Annotated in this window: 10 protein-coding genes and 1 pseudogene; 5 read left to right on the top strand and 6 right to left on the bottom strand. The window is 43.3% G+C overall.

Annotation, left to right across the window (positions count from 1 at the left end):
* Positions 1–5 precede the first annotated feature (5 nt).
* From uhpB to L3V27_RS03920, 5 genes are all read right to left on the bottom strand, one after another.
* Positions 6–1,508 carry a signal transduction histidine-protein kinase/phosphatase UhpB gene (gene uhpB / locus L3V27_RS03940; RefSeq protein ID WP_237311061.1) on the bottom strand — a complete coding sequence of 501 codons (1,503 nt, stop codon included), beginning with the start codon at positions 1,506–1,508 and terminating at the stop codon, positions 6–8.
* Positions 1,508–2,116: a transcriptional regulator UhpA gene (gene uhpA / locus L3V27_RS03935; RefSeq protein WP_005376090.1), complete on the bottom strand. Its 609-nt coding sequence runs from the start codon at positions 2,114–2,116 to the stop codon at positions 1,508–1,510. The genes uhpB and uhpA overlap by 1 nt, the downstream gene beginning before the upstream one ends.
* Positions 2,117–2,254: 138 nt before the next feature.
* A complete protein-coding gene (gene uhpT / locus L3V27_RS03930; protein WP_021707729.1) occupies positions 2,255–3,649 on the bottom strand; it encodes a hexose-6-phosphate:phosphate antiporter in 1,395 nt (464 codons plus the stop codon).
* A gap of 406 nt (positions 3,650–4,055) precedes the next feature.
* The gene (gene fdhD / locus L3V27_RS03925) at positions 4,056–4,886 is read right to left on the bottom strand and encodes a formate dehydrogenase accessory sulfurtransferase FdhD (RefSeq protein ID WP_237311059.1); all 831 of its coding nucleotides are present in this window, start codon (positions 4,884–4,886) and stop codon (positions 4,056–4,058) included.
* Between the two features lie 53 nt (positions 4,887–4,939).
* The gene (locus tag L3V27_RS03920) at positions 4,940–5,824 is read right to left on the bottom strand and encodes a LysR family transcriptional regulator (protein WP_237311058.1); all 885 of its coding nucleotides are present in this window, start codon (positions 5,822–5,824) and stop codon (positions 4,940–4,942) included.
* Positions 5,825–6,490: 666 nt separating this feature from the next.
* Here L3V27_RS03920 and L3V27_RS03915 point away from each other — a divergent pair.
* From L3V27_RS03915 to L3V27_RS03900, 4 genes are all read left to right on the top strand, one after another.
* Positions 6,491–8,815, top strand: coding sequence for an FdhF/YdeP family oxidoreductase (locus L3V27_RS03915; RefSeq protein WP_237311057.1), 2,325 nt, complete (start codon positions 6,491–6,493; stop codon positions 8,813–8,815).
* Positions 8,816–9,112: 297 nt separating this feature from the next.
* Complete coding sequence (locus L3V27_RS03910; protein WP_046875407.1) at positions 9,113–9,589, top strand: DM13 domain-containing protein; 477 nt, start codon at positions 9,113–9,115, stop codon at positions 9,587–9,589.
* A gap of 141 nt (positions 9,590–9,730) precedes the next feature.
* Entirely contained in the window at positions 9,731–10,531 is an 801-nt protein-coding gene (locus L3V27_RS03905) for a PhzF family phenazine biosynthesis protein (RefSeq protein ID WP_237311055.1), read from the top strand.
* A gap of 145 nt (positions 10,532–10,676) precedes the next feature.
* Positions 10,677–11,372, top strand: coding sequence for an aspartate/glutamate racemase family protein (locus L3V27_RS03900; RefSeq protein WP_237311053.1), 696 nt, complete (start codon positions 10,677–10,679; stop codon positions 11,370–11,372).
* 76 nt (positions 11,373–11,448) lie between these two features.
* Here the strand turns inward: L3V27_RS03900 and L3V27_RS03895 are convergent.
* Positions 11,449–13,041, bottom strand: a pseudogene (locus tag L3V27_RS03895) (FAD-dependent oxidoreductase); the annotation flags it as partial.
* Positions 13,042–13,089: 48 nt separating this feature from the next.
* Here L3V27_RS03895 and L3V27_RS03890 point away from each other — a divergent pair.
* Complete coding sequence (locus L3V27_RS03890; RefSeq protein ID WP_193280022.1) at positions 13,090–14,727, top strand: recombinase family protein; 1,638 nt, start codon at positions 13,090–13,092, stop codon at positions 14,725–14,727.
* Positions 14,728–15,498 lie beyond the last annotated feature (771 nt).

Here is a 15,498-nt window from a genome sequence, read left to right as displayed (position 1 = left end):
TTGAGTTACACCTTAGGTAAAGTAATGCTGATTTGTGTGCCGATCACTTGATCGCTGGTGGAGTAGATAACCATTTTTCCACCTAACGCGTGCACACGCTCTTGCATGCCGCGAACGCCCATGCCTTTCATGCTGTCCTGAACTTTGAAACCGACACCATCATCGTGAATCATTAGTGACACCGCCGTTTCTCCGATCGTCAGTTCAATACTGATCAACTGCGCTTCTGCATATTTGGCGGCGTTATTCAATGACTCTTGGCATAAACGAAATAGGGTGACTTTGAGCGTGTCACTCAGGCTGGTGTAATCGCCCTGCCAGTTCAGTTGAACGTTGGTTCCGTGATTGGCGAACTCCATTTCTCGCGTTAGTTGCTCGACGGATTCTTTTAAGTCCAAATCATCCAGCATTTTTGGTCTTAGCTTGCTTAACAGTCGCTTAGTGGTGTCGTACACGTTGAGGGAAAGCCCTTCGATCATGTCGGCGCAACCCACGCGTGTTTCTGTGTTATTTACCCGCTTAATGATGTTGGCTTGTGTGCGGATTGCCGTGATGTTCTGGCCGATTTCGTCATGTAGCTCGCGCGCAATATCGCGTCTTACGGATTCTTCCGCTTTGATAAGCTGGCGAGACAAATTCTGATTGCGTGCAAGTTCGCCGCGCAGTTTGTGATTGAGGTCTTTTTGTTTCTGAACCCCTAAACCGAGCATAATGCCGGTGATGGTTTGCGCCGAGAGAGATAATAACAAATCGGTGATTTCTAGATTTGATACGCCGCTGCGAGCCGCAATCAGCGCAATGCTGTTGAGCATGGTGGCGAGTAGGGCACCTTGCCAGCCGTAACGCAGAGCAAGCACGATGATTGGAATCGCCATACAAAATGGCGCAAATCGTTTTAGCTCTTCAGGCAAACTGGTTTGCACCAAAATACTGCCGATCAAAAGCAGCGCATAAAGCACGATATGACGCACCTGAAATACAACGGTATTACTAAGTAGGAGAGAGCTAAGCGGAGACCAACGACTTTGGAACAAATAACTCCATAACAAGTAGCACATAGGCACCACGAGCAAGCCTCCAGAAATGCTAGCCAGCCATACCATGTAAACCGAAGGAACGTGAAAACCAACGGCCATCACATTAATAAACGCGCTAATGATAATGACTGCGCTCATCACGGCTAAATGGCGGTTTTGGTCTCCGTAGTAGTATTTTTTCGCAATCAGAGTGACCGGGATACTGGCAATGCTCGCAATCAGCACGGTAAGCCACTGCGGTTGACCCAGTAACATCGCAAGTGCGATGGAAAGCCCCCACTCCGAAAGGTAAATCGTTGGCCAATAAGCGGTGCGAGTGTGTAGGGCGACACCTAATCGTAAAGCGAAAGGAAACAATAAGATCGCCAGCTCGGGATCATTGACAAAGTAATAGGCAATCACCCACAAGCAAAACCAAGCGCAAGCCATAACAAATAGTCCGCAAATGGTAGTAACAGCGTAAGCTCGCATTAAAAGGACTCTTGAGAAAATAGTTTGGCGAGCTCAACGTTGTTTTTCACGCCGAGTTTGTCGATGGCATTCGCACGATGCACATGCACGGTCTTGTGGCTCAAGCCAAGCTCTGCCGCGACAGACTTTACATCCAACCCGGTCGCAAGTAGCTGACATACCTCGTTCTCACGTTTTGTCAGTTGGCATAGAGAGGTGGTGTTGTCGCTAGGCGTTGCAAGTTTAAGTGCAATATCTGATGTGAGGTAACAGCCACCAGAAGCACTGGTTCTCACGGCTTGAATAAGTTCGTCTGGGCTACAGCGTTTACTAAGATAGCCTTTTGCACCTAGCTTTAGTGATTTTTCCACCATCGCAGGGGAGTCATGCACGCTAAGCATCACGCAGGCAATGCCAGTTGGTATTTCGCTAAGAAAGTTTAAGCCGCTTTCATCTGGCATGGAAATATCTAGGATGACGACGTGTGGGTGTACCGCAGGCAACCCTTTGCGCGCTTCTGCGACAGAACCAAATTCACCAACAACGGTAATATCACTTTCTAAATTTAATAATTGTGCGAAACCTGAACGCACGATGACGTGATCATCAACTAGAGCAACATGAATCATTATTACAACCAAATAGAGCAGACGACTAACAACAATAAGCTCCAACAGGAGCTAATAGAAAAATCTTTAATGATACTGAATTGAGCCATGCTTTTTAATGATCTTGCGCGCTTTACCGAAGTAAAGCGCGCAGAGAAGCTAGGCTTGATTTTGTGCAAGTTGAAGCTTCTTCGCGTGTCGAATCTTCTTCTCTTCCGCGATAGCGACGAAAGCAAGCAAAACAATACAAATCATGGCGGAGGTATCTAGGGCTGCGAAGGTACCTTTCCAACCTGTTAAGCCGAAGATAGGTGTACCGTCTGCAATCATACCCAAGCCTAGTTTTGCAAAGCTATCGCCGATTAGGTAAGCGAAAGTACCTTTTACGCCGTCAGCCACACTGATTGCTTTTTTAGGGACAAAACCAACCGCGGCAACACCGATAAGAAGTTGCGGACCAAACACCAAGAAGCCCAATACAAATAGAGAGGCCAAGTACATGAACTCGCTAGTAGCGTGCTGGTAGAACTCAAGCGATACGATGATCAAACCAAGAGACACACAAGCAACCAATGCGCGGCGACCGTTTGCTAAGTCAGATAAGTAACCCCACATCAAAGTACCCACAAGCGCACCAACTTCGAACAGAGTAAAGCCAGAGATTGCCGTTTCTTTTGACAGACCAAGCTCTTGGTACGCGTATACCGTTGACCATTGGTCGATACCGATGCGAACGATGTAAAGGAAGATGTTGGCAAAGCAAAGTAGCCAGATAACTTTGTTTTTAAGAACGTATTCAACAAAGATTTCTTTCTTGGTCATCTGGTTTTCTTCAGCGGCGGTGTCTTCTTCACTCACTGCTTCATCGAAAAGTTCTTCTACTTTACCTAGACCGTAAGCTTCTGGTGAGTCGCTACCAAAGCGCATACCGATAAAACCAACGATGATCGCGATGATAGAAGGGAAAACGAACATGCCGATTACGTGGCCGTCGAATAGGTAGTTAGCACCGAAAAGAGCAACACCCGCTGCGCCCGCGCCACCAACGTTGTGTGACATGTTCCACAAACCTAGGTAAGAGCCGCGTTTGTTACGAGGTGTCCATTTTGTAATGGTTGAGTAACTAGAAGGGCCACCAGTACTTTGGAAGAAACCACTTAGAGCGTAGAAAGCCACCATCAAGAACAGGCTTGCACTACCGCCGCCCATGCTGAAGCTGAAACCAAGCATTGCAAGACCAGAAAGGATCAGCATAAAAGGGAGGAATTGCTTGGTGTTCTTACCGTCAGCGTAGTAAGACACAACGGTTTTACCGATGCCGTATGTGATGGAGAAGCCAAGGCCAATAAGACCTAGGTCTGTCATGCTCAAACCGTAAGTTGAGATCATGTCGTTTTGCGCGACATTGAAGTTCTTACGAATCAAGTACATGGTTAGGTAGCCGATGAATACGACCAAGTAAGATTGGATGAACGGTTTAAACCACATCTTTCTTCTAACTTCGACAGGAAGATCGAGGGTCGGCTTCCGCACCTGTTCGAGGAATTTTAACATGATGAACTCTCTTGTAATTGTTTTAGAAACACAACGGAGACCGTTATGCTCTCTTGTTACCTTTGACTGAGCGGAATTCTAGAGAGTGGTTTTGTGAGGCACATGAGATGGTTGCCTAGATCGGCTAGGAAAAATTCCTAGAAATGCCTAGGAAGGCGGAAAAGCGTGAAAAGAGTCACACAAAATCCTTACTAATTTATGGGTTTTTGACTGGGTTCTTATCGGATTGGAAAGCGTTCAAATGCAAGCGGATTAATATGCGTAAGTTTAGTGCTGACAAGGGGGGAGCACGTTTGGTTGGAGAGAATTGTGTCTTGTCGCTCAGTATCAATTGGGAACGAGAAGCAAACAACAGAGACCCAGAGGTCTCTGTTAGAAATATTAGGAATTCGGCTAGGTTGACGTGTTAAGGCGCAGGGCTGTATAGACGCGGCGAGCCGTGTTTTGGCAAGTGAATTAGGTTCAAATGGTTTCTTCTTGCCCACTCGACGGTTAACGCTGTAGGTGCAGATAAGCAAACCAGAGTGTGGATACGCGCGCGAACGGCTTTGTGGATCAACTCCAAGCTGCAACGGCTGGTCATGATTGCGAAGCCACTTTGAGGCTCGATGTGATTGTTGGCCAATGCGCCAATCAACTTATCTAGCGCGTTGTGGCGGCCGATGTCCTCTCGGCACAACTTGATGCTGCCTTGTAAATCGGCAAATAAAGCGGCGTGTAACGCGCCAGATTCACGTGCGGCTTCTTGATGCTGTGCGACTTTGTCTCGCAGCCCTTCGAATACATCGGAGCGCGGAGGAAGAGAAGGTGTCAGTGGCACCAAATCAGGCAAAGCTTGTTCAAGAGCCTCGACGCCACAAATGCCGCATCCGGTTGTGCCTGCAAGATTCCGGCGTTGTGTTTTTAACGCCCAGAAAGCGCGGTTGCTGATTTCCACTTCCGCATAGTGAGATTCGTGATCGCCACCAATTTCAATGTCTTTGATCTCTTTGAAGTCGTGGACGATGCCTGTGCTTAAGCTAAACCCTTTCACGAAGTCTTCCAGATGGCCTGGCGTCACCATCATGACCGCTTGGCTAATGCCGTTGTAGCTGATAGCTAAAGCTGACTCACTCGCCAGCGACATTTGTTGCACTGGGCGGCCATCAATCAATTCTCGATAATTGAACGCACTTGGTTGAGGTGGTGCTTGATTGAAATCGGACAGTTCAAAATAAGACTGAGTAGTACATCTCATGAAATCACCTCATAAGCCGTTGTCTATGCCAAAAATTGACGTGTGTATTCTTGTTATCGATTGAATATGTTTTTTGCTTCTGTAAAGCACTGATCGGTTAGCGCGGAGAAGGGTTCTTGTTTTCTCTTTAACAAACCTAGCGGGGCGTGAACGGCGGCTTCTTCGATAGGGATAATGCGAAGCGTATCGTTCAACTCTTCCAATCCACAATTCAGCGGCATAATGGCGCAACAAAGGCCACTGGTTACTGCTTGGATCAAGTGAAAGGTGGAGTTACTTTCAATGACGGTTTGCGGAACCAGCCCTTTACTCACAAAGCTAAGATCAATTGAGTGGCGATAGTGCATGCCCTTCGAAAGCAGCCCTAGCGGAATGTTATTGAGTGACTCCCACAACACTTCAGATTCGGCAAATTCAAAATGACGCTCATCGAATAAAACGCCAAGTTTGGTCGAATCTAGCTCGATAACATCGAAGTAAGCGGTGTTAACTTGATCGACATAACACATCCCCAAATCAAGTTGATTGCGATTGAGTTGGTCTATGATCTGTTCGGTCGTCATGGAGAGTATTTGAAAGCGTAACTCAGGGAACTGTTGAGCTAATGGTTTGAGCAATTGCATAGGGTTTTGGCTGGCGAGTGGCACCATTCCAAGCCGAAGTGAACCGACCAACTGACCACGGCAGTTGGCGGCTTCGGCTTGCAATCCATCATGAGCGGCTAAGACGGTTTTTGCCCAAGCTAAAATGCGTTCTCCGGCTTCAGTAAATCCTTCAAATCGTTGACTTCTTTGGATTAATTCGAGATCGAGTTCTTCCTCTAAGCTTCGGATTCTCATGGACAAGGTAGGCTGCGTAATGTGGCACAATGCGGCGGCTTGACCAAAGTGTTTGGTCTGTTCAAGTGCGATGAGATATTTAAGTTGTTTGATATCCATAATGGCTTGTTCACCTTGCGTTGTGAGTCACATGTACGGGGGAACTCCCTAAAAAGGGCACAGCACTACCGTACTTTTTAAGCGCTGGAGCGTTTTAACTGGGGAATGGGAAACCAAAACCAAGTCAAGAATAAAACCACGCTTAAAATTGATCTGAATCAAGGCTATTCCTGATATTAATTAGGGTCAAATTTAAAGTATCTATAGTGTGATAGATATTATCTATTATCAAGAGTGCCGATTTTATTGAGTTCGTTAAGCGAACTAGGTGGAATAGAATGGGAAAACGATTAACCTCATAAATTGTATTGATTAAAAATGTGATGACCGTCAGTGGAAAAATTCGTCATAGATTTTGTTTATCACTCGGTCAGGATTATCAATTGGACGCATATTGAATAACGACTTAATCTTTGATTTAGATCAAGACGCAACAATGCAAATTGAATCTAACAGTCTTAGACACAGTAGGCGGGTATCCGATATCAAGAATCTAGATAAGTAAACGCTCGGACAAGCGAGAGCATGTTGAGTGGTTACTTATTTGGATTAAAAAATACATGGATTAGAAACTAAGCCCTTCAATACTTCCGCATTATCTCAATAAATAACGCGCTTGTTTTCACGGGCACCCTGCTTGCTGGTATATCTGCGAGGAGTAAAGTCGTGAGCCAAAAAGAACAAATAAAAGCATACAAAGGTCCAGCTGGTGGTTGGGGTGCACTGAAAGCCGTAACCAGAAGTTGGTGGGGCAGTGAAAATGCAGTTAAAAACATTCGCACTATGCTCAAAACCAACCAAAATGGCGGTTTCGACTGCCCGGGATGTGCATGGGGTGAGTCGCCAGATAGTGGTAAAGTCAATTTCTGTGAGAATGGCGCGAAAGCGGTAAACTGGGAGGCGACCAATCGTCTGGTTGATCCTGAGTTTTTTGCCAATCACAGCGTTTCTTCTCTCTCAACGCAAACCGATTACTGGTTGGAATACCAAGGCCGTATCACGCACCCAATGCGATACGATGCCGAGTCCGACCACTATGTACCTGTCTCTTGGGATGAGGCTTTTTCTCTTGTGGCTAAACATCTCAATCAATTGGATTCACCGCACCAAGCGGAGTTTTATACCTCTGGTCGTGCAAGCAACGAAGCGGCGTTTTTATATCAGCTATTTGTCCGCGCATTCGGTACCAACAACTTCCCAGATTGTTCCAACATGTGTCACGAAGCCAGTGCAATCGGGATGAAAGACACCATTGGTGTTGGTAAAGGCACAGTGATCTTTGATGATTTTGAAGAAGCTGATGCGATTTTCGTGATTGGTCAAAACCCGGGCACGAACCACCCACGAATGCTTGAACCTCTGCGCGAAGCGGTAAAACGTGGTGCACAGGTTATCTGTCTAAACCCACTGAAAGAGCGCGGATTAGAGCGTTTCCAAAACCCACAAATGCCGATTGAGATGTTGAGTAATGGCTCAGAGCCTACAAACACGGCGTACCTGCGTCCTGCTTTGGGCGGAGACATGGCAGTGTTTCGTGGCATCGCGAAATTCTTGTTGCAATGGGAACGCGAGGCATTGCAAAACGGTGGCAAAGCGGTATTTGACCGTGAGTTCATCAAGCAACACACGATAGGTATTGATGAGTATTTGGCTGAAGTGGACGCAACCTCTTGGGAACACATCGCGGAACAATCGGGTCTTGATTTAAGTGAAATCGAGATGGTGGCGAGCATGTATCGACGTGCAGAAGGTGTGATCATGTGTTGGGCGATGGGGTTGACTCAGCATCGTCACTCTGTACCAACCATTAAAGAAGTCGCAAACGTGCAAATGTTACGAGGTAACGTTGGTAAGCCGGGCGCGGGTCTTTCACCAGTGCGTGGTCACAGTAACGTTCAGGGCGACCGTACGATGGGCATTGATGAAAAACCTTCAGATCTGTTATTGGATCGCATTGAAAGTCGATTTAACTTTGCCGTCCCGCGTGGTGAAGGCCACAACACTGTGCAAGCCATTAAAGCGATGGAAGAAGGGCAAGCGAAAGTATTTATCGGTTTGGGCGGTAACTTTGCACAAGCAACGCCAGATACAGAACGTACGCACAACGCGATGAGAAACTGTAATTTAACCGTACACATTTCGACGAAGTTAAATCGTTCTCACCTTGTCACAGGGAAGGATGCGCTTATTCTTCCATGCTTAGGTCGTACTGAGATTGATCAGCAAGCGACTGGCCCACAAGGTGTGACGGTTGAAGATACTTTCAGCATGGTGCATATCTCATTTGGTCAGCTAAAACCGCGTTCGGAGCATTTGCGTTCAGAACCAGCGATTATTGCTGGTATTGCCAATGCGACACTCGGGGCAAAACCAATTGATTGGTTGTGGGCAATTGAAGATTACGACCGTATTCGCGATTTGATTGCCGACACGATTCCGGGCTTTACCGACTTTAACCATAAGCTTAAACACCCAGGTGGATTCCACTTGGTAAACCCAGCTGCCGAGCGTCGATGGAATACACCAAGCGGCAAAGCACAGTTCAGCTCTAGCGAGTTGCCGAAGCAGTTGATCAGCGAAGCGATACTCGAAAAAGGCCAAAAGCCAGATTTGATTTTGCAAACCATGCGCTCACACGACCAATACAATACGACACTTTACGGCTTAAATGATCGTTATCGTGGTGTATTTGGCATGCGCGAAGTGCTGTTCATCAATGACGCGGATATTCGTAAACTCGGATTTGAACCGGGCGATAAAGTGGACATGGTGTCATTGTGGGAAGATGGCGTTGAGCGTCGCGTGAGCGGATTTACGCTTGTTGCCTATGACGTACCAGCAGGTCAGGCGGCGGCTTACTATCCAGAAACGAACCCATTGGTTCCTTTAGATAGTTATGGGGATAGAACGTTTACGCCAACCTCTAAGTTTATTGCGATCAAATTGGAAAAATCGACATCCGATAAGATCGCTTTGGTGGAAGCAGAATAGTTCCCAAACCAGCACAACGACATTCCCGATAAGCAAACGGCTGATATCAATTATCAGCCGTTTTTAATTGCTCACTTTGCATTTAGATCATTTCGTCGAAGGCGTGTAGGGGGCTGAATTAAAATAGTTATTTTCGTTAATAACGGGGTTATTGGATAGCACTCTAAAAGGCAGCAATTAAGGCGCATTGGTCCAGCTTGTGTATAATATTAATGAAATTAGGCTATTAGACGTATAACCTGATGGATGTCTGTATTTGATCCGAAATCTAAGCTGATGAAACTAACAAGAAGATAGATGACCTTGAAAAGTATAATTAAATTAACGTTAAGCCACTTAGTGGCTGTTGCGATTGGTATTGCGATAGGTATCTATACTTTACCGATTCTTATTGCACCGCCTGCGCCGACCGATGAGCAAGTTTCTGAGCGCATGCAAGGTGCAGAATACAGTGCAGTTGTCACGAGGGACCTCAAAGATAGCGACGCTTTTCATTGGGGAGAAGGTGAAATTCATTTGAGTTCCCAAGCTATTACGCTGGTAGGAAAACTCGCTCCCGGGCCTGACTATAAACTCTATTTATCTCCTAAATTTGTCGAGACTGAACAAGCGTTTAATGACCTTAAATCTGAGATGAGCTTGGTTGGTGATGTCAAAACGTTCAATAACTTCGTTGTTGAGGTTCCTCAAGGCATTTCCATTTCTGAATACAATACTGTTGTTGTTTGGTGTGAAACATTCGGTGAGTTCATTACTTCGGCAAAATACCAATAAATCCCATCAGGAGAAGAAGTGGTTTCTTCTTAGTTAAGAAAGGTTTACTGCTCAAATAACTGGTGCAATACATTACGTGGTACAAATGCACTAAGTGCTGCTAATGGTTCTACAGTGGTTGATAGAACTTAAGGATATTTTGTGGAAGTTAAAATTTTTCAGGTCGACTCGTTTACATCAGATGTGTTCAAAGGCAATCCTGCAGGTGTGTGTATCACTGAATCAAGCCTTGATGAGGAAGTGATGTTGGCCATAGCGGCAGAGATGTCACTATCTGAAACCGCGTTTCTGTCATTAAATACAATGCAACTTCGTTGGTTTACACCTGAAACGGAAGTCGCTTTGTGTGGACATGGCACATTGGCCACGGCGCACGTGCTGAGAGAGCAAGGGTTATATAATACTGGTGATACCATTGAGTTTGCTACGCTATCCGGCGTTTTAACTGCACAACTTGATCATGACGACATTCATTTGGTGTTTCCTGCTCCTATTTTAGATATGCGAGCAAGTATTAACACAGACTTGCTTCACGGCTTAGGGCTCGATGTGGCTGATGTAATCGCTTATGGTCAGTTTGATAATAAGCAGTTGATCGTCATCAATGATGAGTCTTTGATAGAGCAACTCGAACCTGATTTTAGTGCGTTACTTAAACAAAAAGGTCGTGGAGTTGTTATCACTGCTCAATCAAGCACTGACGCTGATTTTGTCTCTCGCTATTTTGCCCCTTGGGTGGGTGTTGATGAGGATCCAGTGACAGGTTCTGCTCATTGCGCTTTATGTGTTTACTGGGCTAAAGAGCTCGGTAAAGCGCAATTAAAAGGCTTCCAAGCATCCAAGAGAAGTGGAGTTGTTTATACAGAATTATTGAGTCCGGAATGCGTTAAGCTTTCTGGAAGTGCGGTAACAATGTTGCGAGGAGATATGAGAATCGCGTAGTCGTCCTTTTTGGTTCTCGTTTTTTCTGATTGCAGGTTTATCCAGTTTTCACTAGTGACAAAGCTAGAAGGCTGTCTATCCACGTGGTTGACTTTGTTTGTAAAAGCACCCCTCCCACGGTGGTGTATAACGATTGGAGAGTTATATGAAAACTATCGGTCTTCTAGGCGGCATGAGCTGGGAGTCGACGCTTAGTTATTACAAATTGATCAACAAAGGAGTCAAAGAGACGTTAGGCGGCCTAAATTCCGCAAAAATTTGTATGTATAGCGTGAATTTTTCAGAGATAGAGAAACTTCAACACCAAGGTAAATGGGAAGAAACGGCAAGTATTCTATCTGATGCTGCATCTTCAATAGAAAAAGGGGGCGCTGATTTTATTCTTATTTGTACGAACACAATGCACAAAGTTGCTCCTCAAATTGAAGCTAGTATTAATATCCCCATACTACATATCGCAGACGCGACTGCTGAGTTACTTCGTGAGAAAGGGGTTCAAAAGGTCGGACTCCTTGGTACTCAATTCACAATGGAGCAAGACTTTTACAAAGGACGGCTTTCCGACCTCTATGGGCTGGATGTCATAATTCCCGCTCAAGACGATCGCTCTATAGTGCATAACATTATTTATAAAGAGTTATGCAAAGGTGAAATCAAAGAGGAATCGAGAACGATATACCTGCAAATCATTGAAAAACTAAAAGAGCAGGGAGCTGAAGCTGTGATTCTCGGGTGCACTGAAATTGCCTTACTTGTAAACCAAAGTCGCACCGATGTTACGCTACTTGATACCACTTCTATCCATGCTCAAGCAGCAGTCCGTTTGGCGATAGAAGGTTAATGAGTTAGATTTGAGTCCATGTAAATAAACAAAAGAGAAAACCAATCCCTCGGTTTTCTCTGTTTTTATTATCCCGTTATAAGCGCGAGAATTTGAGTGTTCTGTATCCACCAATCAAGTTACGAGCTTTGTAACCATTGTTGACCAGTTGACGGTATGCCACGTTACCGCGTAAGCCTACTTGACAGTAAATCACAATCTCTTTGTCTTTTGGTAGTTCACCCATACGATGGCGCAGTTGATCAACCGGAATGTTGATTGCCCCTTCAAGATAACCAACAGACTCCAATTCACCCGGGTTACGGACGTCGAGGAGAATTTGATCTTCAGTCAGGTTGTCGATTTCATCGTAATGAATCGCCGTTGCATCACCTTTGATGATGTTATTTGCCACAAATGCCGCTTGGTTGATCACATCTTTTGCACTGCCGTAAGGTGGCGCGTAAGTCAGTTCAAGATGCTGCAGTTGTTCAACCGTCATGCCAGCACGTTGTGCAACAGCCATAACGTCGATGCGTTTGTCGATACCGTCTTTACCAACTGCTTGAGCACCTAAAATCTTGCCTGATTTTGGATCGAACAACATTTTGAACGACACCACTTCAGCGCCAGGGTAGTAACTCGCGTGGCTTGCGGTATGCACGTACACTTTGTCGTATTCGATACCAGCGCGTTTTAGTTGCTTCTCGTTTTTACCGGTAGAAGCCACTGCAAGGTCAAAGATCTTACAAATCGCTGTCCCTTGTGTGCCTTGGTAGGTTTCTTTGCGGCCAAGCATATTGTCTGCTGCCATACGACCTTGACGGTTTGCCGGGCCTGCAAGTGGCACTAGAGTTTGCTCGCCTGTCACGAAGTCTTTCTCTTCTATCGCGTCGCCGACAGCGTAGATAGATGGGTCGCTGGTTTGCATGTATTCGTTCGTGTAAATACCGCCTAGCGCGCCAATTTGAAGGCCGGCTTCTTGCGCCAGTTTTGTCTCAGGACGTACACCGATTGCCATGATCAGAATATCGGTAGTGAGTTTTTCACCGTTGTTCAGTGTTAACTCCAATTCACCTTCTAGGTGTTGGTGTTTCTCACTCTCACCAGAGTCGAAACTTGCAACGTGCTCGTTAGGTACGAATTTCACAGATTCAAGCGCGACGCCAAGTTTTAGGTCGATACCTTTGTCACGAATTTCTTCATGAGCAAAGCCTGCCATTTCACGGTCTACTGGCGTCATGACTTGGTCTGCCATTTCGATCAGAGAGGTTTTAATGCCAAGTTGGTGGAAGGCTTCCATCATTTCTAAACCGATGAAACCGCCGCCAACAACCGTCGCATGCTCTGGCTTGTTCATTTGGATCGTTTCGATGATGCGATCCATATCTGGAATGTTACGTAGCGAGTGGGTGAGCGGGTTATCGAGACCTGGAATTGGCGGAACAATAGGGCCGGCACCTGGGCTAAGCAGTAGAAAATCGTACGATTCTACGTATTCAGACTCATCCAACAGGTTTTTGATCGTAACGGTCTTGTCCTGTCGGTTTATAGAAACCACTTCATTCATCACGCGAACATCAACGTTAAAGCGTGCTAAAAAGCTTTCTGGCGTTTGTAGTAGTAACTTACTGCGTTCTTGGATATCGCCGCCGATGTGATAAGGCAAGCCACAGTTGGCAAATGACAACTAAATGTTATACTACATTTTATAACTCCTAGGAATGTGTAAGAAAAAGTGAATAAGTATCATCTATATCAACGTGTTAGTAAGCAAATTCAGGCTGAGGAAGGACAGGGTATACAAAGGCAGGAACAGGCTTGTGAGCATTGGATTTCTGATTACAACAAGCGCCTTTTAAGTGAAGGGAAATCGGCATACTCAAAGGGATTAATTTATGAAGATCGTGGTAAGAGCGCTTACACAGCCGCGAACTTTAAAAGAGGTGAACTGGGGGCTTTGATTAATGATATTGAAAATGGAAAGATCGAGAAAGGCGACCTTATTGTTATAGAGCTAATAGATAGATTTAGTCGAGCTAATGTTGACTTTGTCAGAAGTCAATTTCAACGGATTATCGATGCTGGTGTTAAAATTGCTATCACGAAATGGAATCTTGTTTTTGAAGAAAATATGGAATCTGTATCTAGTGTAACAGGAAGAATACTACTTGAAATTGGAATGTACTTAGCATATCAAGAATCTAGTCAAAAAAGTTCAAGAATAAAAGCCAGTAGAAAATTGCTTGAAGATTCAGGAAGGAAATCTATAGCGAAACCACCTTTCTGGTTAGCTAGAAACTCAGATTTAAAATCTTATACAATAATTGAAGAGAATGCGGAAATTATTAGGAAAATATTTGATTTAAAACTTAACTTCAATTACGGGCCTCAAAAAATTATTAAGAGTCTCGGTGACTTGGATATCTACAGATACAGTTTTGATGAAAATGGAAATCTAATAAAAACAACAAAAAATAGTCCTCTTAGTGAATCATCTATTAATGCATACATCAGAAATACGAATGTAATTGGAAAGTTAGATGGTAAGGATTACTATCCTAGAATTATTGATGATAGAACATTCTATGCAGTTCAAAAAAGAACTCGGGAAAATACAGGTGGAGTTGGTGAAATTTTCCGTAATGTGTTTGTTGGTGTTGGTAAATGTGGTTGCTTAATACGGAAGGAAAATGAGAACGGTTGTGGTAGTTTAGCTAAATGTGGTTATATAATGGCATTCTCTAGTAGGAAAGTTAAGAATCCAACTAAAGGTATGTATTTAAAGTGTAACAGAAAAAGAAAAAGTACTAAATGCGACTCTGAAAATATAAATTATTACTTGGCTCAAAATAAAATTTATAATGTTCTTAAGTCTTTAAAATTTGACATTGACCAAAGTGTAGACATTTCTCACTTAGAGGAGAAAATTAATACGATCGATAAGAGCATGTCAAAGATACGTGATTATATGACACAATATTCTGATGATGAAGAATGGGAGAATCAATATAAAATTAAAAGAATGGAAAGAGAAAAAATTGAAAATGAAATTAAAGCTAGTAAATCACGTATTACAGGAAAATTGTCTAACCTTGATATTGATTTTTCGAAAGAAAAGGATAGAGTTTTATTCAATCAGTTTTTGAAAGATAATCGTATAACAGTATATTTCACAAAGGAGAGAATGGAAATAATTATAGGTTCTTTAAACAACTTTTCGATAAAGTGTGGATATGATGATAGTAACCGTGACATAGACCATATCATTGAATCTTATTCAAAAAATGGTTTAGTTGGAATAGAAGAAAAATCTGGTAAATCAGAAGGTAAGGGATTACTTAGATTTAACCTACCCACTGTACCAGGATCGTAGGAACATTCGAATATGTACAAGATACAAGACTGTTATACGATTGAACCAGCCGTATCATTGTTTTACTCATAATAAATGAGCAGTATTTCTTCTGCTCTAATTTTATATAGATTTATAACTGCTAGAGCAGAAATCTCACTTAACGTTTGGGATAGATGAGCACTCCTCAACGCCTTGAACGGAAGGTGTTGAGTTAAGTTAGAGTTCTACATAGGACGTTCGATTTCGCTCTAAAGATAACTTCAAGTATACAAATCTTAGATATATATGCATAATTTGGGTATAAAATTTATAGTAAACATAAATATTACTATTAATTATATTACAATTAAGAATAGAGCTATACCTATTAAATTCTTAATGAGATATTCATTTTTAGTAAGTAAAGTCTATTTTATTTTTAATTAGTCTTGATGTCATACTACTTACGCAACAAAAATAAATTACACTAAGATTACTTAATATTTAAGTAATTATCTATTAAATCTACTTACATGATAAGAAAATAAAAAAATTTAATTAAGATACTATTTTATAATGTTGAATTTTATGAGGTTATTTATTGATTGTATTTTCTATAAGTTTATTTTAAATGTGAACTGTGCTTTTGTTTGTGTAAAAATAAATATTGAAAATTTTATCATTTAAATTAATAATATAATTATCTAGTTTTGAAGCAAGCTGTGTCTGCGCGTTTATTTGTCCCAAATAAAATCTCCGACAAATACTCCGCCCATTCTGGTTGGTTGCACTAACCCCCTTCGGTGTTAG

Source organism: Vibrio sp. J2-3(2022) (assembly GCF_021725735.1).
GTDB lineage: Bacteria > Pseudomonadota > Gammaproteobacteria > Enterobacterales > Vibrionaceae > Vibrio > Vibrio diabolicus.
The sequence above is the reverse complement of the archived record's forward strand: the minus strand, read 5'-3'. Positions and strand labels throughout refer to the sequence as shown.